General features: G+C 67.7%; 6 protein-coding genes and 3 pseudogenes. 6 read left to right on the top strand and 3 right to left on the bottom strand.

Features of this window, described 5'->3' with window-relative positions:
- Nucleotides 1-309 (bottom strand): hypothetical protein (locus E0F75_RS00465; protein WP_187620423.1); only part of this gene is annotated, 309 nt, incomplete at its 3' end.
- 166 nt (nt 310-475) lie between these two features.
- Between E0F75_RS00465 and E0F75_RS00460 the strand changes: the two genes are divergently transcribed.
- The 4 genes and pseudogenes from E0F75_RS00460 to E0F75_RS00445 form a co-directional block, all read left to right on the top strand.
- The gene (locus E0F75_RS00460) at nt 476-979 is read left to right on the top strand and encodes an N-acetyltransferase (RefSeq protein WP_187620422.1); all 504 of its coding nucleotides are present in this window, start codon (nt 476-478) and stop codon (nt 977-979) included.
- Between the two features lie 264 nt (nt 980-1243).
- Nucleotides 1244-1495 (top strand): transposase, encoded by a 252-nt coding sequence (locus tag E0F75_RS00455; protein WP_229312393.1) that lies wholly within the window; start codon nt 1244-1246, stop codon nt 1493-1495.
- A 42-nt stretch (nt 1496-1537) separates the two neighbouring features.
- Nucleotides 1538-1837, top strand: a complete 300-nt coding sequence (locus E0F75_RS00450) for a transposase (protein WP_187620421.1) — start codon at nt 1538-1540, stop codon at nt 1835-1837.
- A 131-nt stretch (nt 1838-1968) separates the two neighbouring features.
- A pseudogene (locus tag E0F75_RS00445) lies at nt 1969-2232 on the top strand (transposase); the annotation flags it as partial.
- Nucleotides 2233-2334: 102 nt separating this feature from the next.
- On the opposite strand, the gene E0F75_RS00440 reads toward E0F75_RS00445, so the two are convergent.
- Together E0F75_RS00440 and E0F75_RS00435 are read right to left on the bottom strand one after the other, a co-directional pair.
- Complete coding sequence (locus tag E0F75_RS00440) at nt 2335-2661, bottom strand: hypothetical protein (protein ID WP_187620420.1); 327 nt, start codon at nt 2659-2661, stop codon at nt 2335-2337.
- A 48-nt stretch (nt 2662-2709) separates the two neighbouring features.
- Nucleotides 2710-2859, bottom strand: a pseudogene (locus E0F75_RS00435) (IS701 family transposase); the annotation flags it as partial.
- 149 nt (nt 2860-3008) lie between these two features.
- Between E0F75_RS00435 and E0F75_RS00430 the strand changes: the two are divergent.
- Nucleotides 3009-3797, top strand: coding sequence for a class I SAM-dependent methyltransferase (locus tag E0F75_RS00430; protein ID WP_187620419.1), 789 nt, complete (start codon nt 3009-3011; stop codon nt 3795-3797).
- Between the two features lie 145 nt (nt 3798-3942).
- Nucleotides 3943-5048: pseudogene (locus E0F75_RS00425) on the top strand (IS701 family transposase); the annotation flags it as partial.

The raw sequence follows: 5048 nt of genomic DNA, 5'->3' as shown, positions 1-5048 counted from the left end.
GTCTGCGCCCAGTTCTTGCGCGGCCAGGTGCAGGGGCTCGGTACCTGCACCTACGACGCCGATCTCATGACCGAAGTTCTGCTGGCCGTCCTCGCGCTCGACCCCGCGGAGCCCATGCAGATCGCAGAAGTCCTCGCCACCGATGTCCTCGTCCTCATGAAGTACCACGACGAAGCCGTGAGGTACCGGGCGGATTTCGACCCAGCGGACTTCCGGGCTCTCCACTGTTCCCGCACCTCCAAGGAACTGCTCGACCGATCGCCCCCTTCTGAGGGCCTCGAGAGCGAAAGTCTCGATCAGATGGCGCATCCCGGCAGGCTGAGAAGCCGTTGCCATACCGATCATGGAGTCTGTCGATCGAACGGGTGTCTCGATCGGGTGATCGCGGGTACTGCCCGGCATGAGAGCAGGACCTGGCGGTATACGGGGAAAGTTCATGGGAGGGGACGGCCGCGCGCTGCTACGGTCGGGCGCTATGAGCTGGCTCCCCGATAACTTCGTCCATCCCGTCCTGGTACCGCTGCCGGGTAGTGGTCATCACCTGCGGCCGATCCGGGAGGCGGACACCCCGCTCGACTATCCGGCTGTGATGGGTTCGCGCGAGCGGCTGTGGACCATCTTCGGCCCAGCCTGGGGCTGGCCTGCGGCCACCATGACCTACGAGGCCGACCAGGCCGACCTGTTGCGGCACGAGAAGGAGATCGCCGCACACCAGTCTTTCAACTACGCGCTGTTCGACGCGCCGGAGACAGCTCTGCTCGGCTGCGTCTACATCGACCCACCGGAGAGGGCCGGCGCGGACGGCGAGATCTCCTGGTGGGTGGTGGACGAGCTGGTGGACAGCAAGGTCGAGGAGGCTCTCGATGAGCTGGTGCCGCGGTGGATCGCCGCCGACTGGCCGTTCGAGCAGCCACGCTTCCTCGGCCGCGAGATCTCCTGGTCGGACTGGCTCGCCCTGCCGGAGCACCCCGACGCGTAAGGAGCTTCTGTCGTCATGCTCTGGGGGCTTGGTGCTCGAACGGCCGTCTCGATGGGTGGTCGTCGGCTGCTCGGCGCATGCCAGGAGTGCCTCCTGAACAGATCGATGGCGTCGACCACCGAGCATCAGGAGGCCCTAGTGTCGCAGCCATGCGTGCCGATGGCCGTGCAGTCCACCGCGGGTACTCGGGAGTGTGACTGTCTGGCTCACCGATTCGGAAACGCTGCCGACAATCGCCTGCGAGAGCGCCGGTATCCGAGCGACATGACGGACACGGAGTGGGTGGTGGCGCGGCCGCTGCTGCGGGTGCCGGGTTGGATGCAGGGCCAGGGCGGGCAGCCGGAAGCGTACTGCCACCGGGCGATGCTGGACGCGATCGGCTATCTCGTGGACAACGGCATCAAGTTGCGGGCGATGCCGGCCGACTTCCCGCCGTGGGACCGGGTCTATGCGTTCCTCCGCCGCTGGCACGATCGCGGCCGGATCCGGGAGTTCCATGACCGGGTGCGCGGGTAGGTCCGGGAGAGGGCAGGGGCCGATGCCCTGCCGACGGCCGGGGTGATTGATTCGCAGTCGGTCAAGGCGGATGCCGTGGTCGGCGCCGGCACCCGTGGCTTCGACGGCGGCAAGCTGGTCAACGGACGCAAGCGGCACATCGTGGTCGACCCCCTTGGCCTGCTGCTGGGCGTGATGGTCACCGCTGCGGATGTGGGCGATCGCGCCGCTGCCCACATCCTGCTGGAACAGGTGGCTGCCGCTCACCATCGCCTGGCCCTGGTCTGGGCCGACGGAGGCTACACCGGCAGTCTGATCGAGCACTGCCTGGCCGCGTTCGCCCTGGTGCTGGTGATCGTCTAGCGAGTGATGACGTGCCTGTTCGGGAGGGGGTGGGCGAGAGCATGCGGCCGTGCGACTCTTGCGGTCATCCAGGTGTGATGGACTCGGTCGACGAGCGGGACTGCCCGGTGTGCAGCGAGGCTGCTGAGGGAGGCCGTTCCCGCCGCAAGCCCCGGCGCCTGTACGCCGATCGGGGCTACGACTTCGACAAGTACCGTCGTCTGCTGTGGAAGCGCGGCATCAAGCCGATGATTGCCCGACGCGGCGTCGCGCACGGCTCCGGGCTGGGCAAGGTGCGCTGGGTGGCCGAGCGCGCCTTCGCCTGGCTGCACCAGTTCAAACGGCTCCGCACCCGCTGCGAACGCCGCGCGGATCTCCACCAGGGCCTGCTCGAACTGGCCTGCAGCCTCATATGACTTCGCCGCCTCCGAACTTCATTCTGAAAGATCAGTAAAGGGTGACAGGCCGGAGTCGGTGGCAGGGTGGCGAAGTCGGTCTCCTGCCCTTGCGAGCTGCACTCAGGTGAGGTCGAAGGTGACGTTCTCGGAGCCGTCCCAGTCCGATGCCTCCGTGAGCGTGAGGGTTCCATCCCCTGCCTCGACGACTCGCACCATGATCCCTCCGCGGTCCTCACCGGGAAGCGCAATGGAGAAGTGGGGATCCATCTCCATGAGGAAGTCCCAGCCCTCGCGTTGGGTCGTGTCAAGGGCGTTGGAATGCCGACCGGTTGCCCGCCACTGGCCGACCGCGTCGACGGCGACGGTGATGTCGATGTCGTACATCTCAAGGCAAGTCGAAGGATTGGCCCACCATTCGAGGCGGCCCCGACCCACGAATTGATCCATGAGCACACTATGCACGGTGCCTAGTACTCCAGCCGTAGATCGTGATCTTCATGGCTGGGCGGCTGCTTGCCGTCGGTAGTGGCAGTCGCGGGCGCGGGCCTGGTGTCGGCGTCGCCAGTGTGACCAGCGGAGTCGGTGCGCGAGGTCGTGGGCCCGGCTGGTCAGGGTGGTGAACAGGCGTTGGATCTCGGTGCAGGTCGGTATGGACCGAGGCAGGCCTGTGGCGTCGGCTGCACCGGACGGTGCTGGACGAACTCGGGAACGAACGGCTCGTTGGATCTCGAAGGATGTGAGGGCCGTCGGGAGCGGCCCGGAACTGAACTGGTGCAGCACACGTCTCCCGCACCATGATCTCAAGTGAGCGCCAAGAGCACGCGATCTCCACCAAGCTGGTCTCGCCGTCCGCAGTGAGTGCGGAACCGTCGAAGACCAACGACTACAACAGCTTCGCCAAGGCGTACGCGGCCGCAAACGAAACCAACCTGGTCAATGCCTACTACGAGCGGCCCGCGATGCTGGCCCTCGCCGGAGACGTGGCCGGCCGACGGATTCTCGACGCCGGCTGCGGCTCGGGGGCCCTGTTTGCCGCGCTGCGCGAGCGTGGCGCCGTTGTGAGTGGCTTCGACACGAGTGCCGGGATGCTGGAGCTGGCTCGGCGGCGGCTCGGTGACGGTGCGGACCTGCAGGTGGCGGACCTGGGCAGCCCGCTTCCTTACGCTGATGACACATTCGACGATGTAACGGCGTCCCTGGTGCTGCACTATCTGGAGGACTGGGGGCCGGCGCTGGCCGAGCTGCGACGCGTACTCAGGCCCGGCGGTCGGCTGATCGCATCTGTCGACCATCCCTTTGCCATCAACCTCATACACCGCGAGGCCGGTCGCGAGGCCGAGCACAACTACTTCGACACCACCAAATGGACCGTGGAGTGGACCATTGGCGGCCATACCGCCCTGGTGAGCAGGTGGAACAGGCCGCTGCACGCGATGATCGAGGCTTTCATCGGGGCCGGTTTCCGGATTACGGTCATCAGCGAGCCGGAGCCTGATCCCGCCGCCCGCGAGATGTTCCCCGAGGCCATCGCAGCCAAGCCGCGCTTCCTGTGCTTCCTGTTCTTCGTCCTGCAGGCCGACTAGTACTCCAGCCGTAGGTCGTGATCTTGCTGGTCGGGGCCGGTGCGGAGAGGGCTGCGGCCACCGTTGATCATCGTGAGTTGTGTCGACCAACGAAGATCAGGCGGTGGCCGCAGGTCACAGCGTAGTGCCTGCCCGGTGGCGGTCGATGTTCGACCAGCTGACGGGCCGTATCGTGGGCCGGCTCGCGCGGGTCGAACCACGCCGCCACGCAACGGCGTTGGTGCTGGGCCTGCTGGCGGACCTGCCAAGGAAGAACTGCTGGACGCTGGCCGAGCACGCGGGCGACTCCACCCCGGACGGCATGCAGCACCTGCTGCACCGCGCGAAGTGGGACGCCGACGCGGTCCGCGACGACGTATGCGCCTACGTGGTCGAGCACCTGGCCGAAGACGAAGCCGTGCTGGTGGTCGACGAGACCGGCGACCTGAAGAAGGGCACCGCCACGGTCGGCGTCCAGCGCCAGTACACCGGCACGGCGGGCCGGATCGAGAACTCCCAGGTCGCCGTCTACCTCGTCTACTCCGCCGCCTGCGGGCATGCCGCGATCGACCGGGCCCTGTACGTCCCGCGCTCGTGGACCGACGACCTCGACCGCTGCCGGACCGCCGGCACCGCCGAAGACCTCACCTTCACGACCAAGCCGGTACTGGCGGCTCGGATGATCACCCGGGCCCTGGATGCGGGAACGCCCGCCCGCTGGGTCGCCGGCGACGAGGTCTACGGCGACAACCCGCACCTGCGGGCCGCGCTGGAAGACCGCCGGACCGGCTACGTCCTGGTAGTCTCCAGCACCCACCAAGTCACCACGGTGGCAGAGTAGTTCCCGGCCAAGGCCATCGTGGCGAAGATCCCGAAACGGGCCTGGCAGCGGCGCTCGGCCGGAGCGGGCGCCAAGGGCGAGCGGTACTACGACTGGGCCCAGGCCGACATCCACGGCCCCGCCGACCGGCCCGGGCACTGGTGGCTGCCGGTCCGCCGCAACCGGAGAAGCGGCGAACTCGCCTTCTACCGCTGCTTCTCACCCCACTCCGTCCCGCTGTCCGACCTGGTGCGGGTGGCCGGCCGGTGCTGGACGGTGGAGGAGACTTTCCAGGCCGGCAAGGGCCTGGCGGGGCTGGACGAGCACCAGGTCCGCCGCTGGACCTCCTGGCACCGCTGGGTCACCCTCGCGATGCTCGCCGACGCCTTCCTCGCCGTCACCGCAGCCGCCGAACGCCGCGACCACCCCGCCCCCGACGACCTGATCCCCTT

This window comes from Streptomyces sp. CB02980, assembly GCF_014451325.2.
GTDB lineage: Bacteria > Actinomycetota > Actinomycetes > Streptomycetales > Streptomycetaceae > Streptomyces.
The sequence above is the reverse complement of the archived record's forward strand: the minus strand, read 5'-3'. Positions and strand labels throughout refer to the sequence as shown.

What these genes read in the sequence shown, in the direction of transcription:
- E0F75_RS00460 (WP_187620422.1), top strand. Translation starts at nt 476, where the DNA reads ATGAGCTGGCTCCCCGATAACTTCGTCCATCCCGTCCTGGTACCGCTG.
- E0F75_RS00455 (WP_229312393.1), top strand. Translation starts at nt 1,244, where the DNA reads ATGACGGACACGGAGTGGGTGGTGGCGCGGCCGCTGCTGCGGGTGCCG.
- E0F75_RS00440 (WP_187620420.1), bottom strand. Translation starts at nt 2,661, where the DNA reads ATGGATCAATTCGTGGGTCGGGGCCGCCTCGAATGGTGGGCCAATCCT.
- E0F75_RS00430 (WP_187620419.1), top strand. Translation starts at nt 3,009, where the DNA reads ATGATCTCAAGTGAGCGCCAAGAGCACGCGATCTCCACCAAGCTGGTC.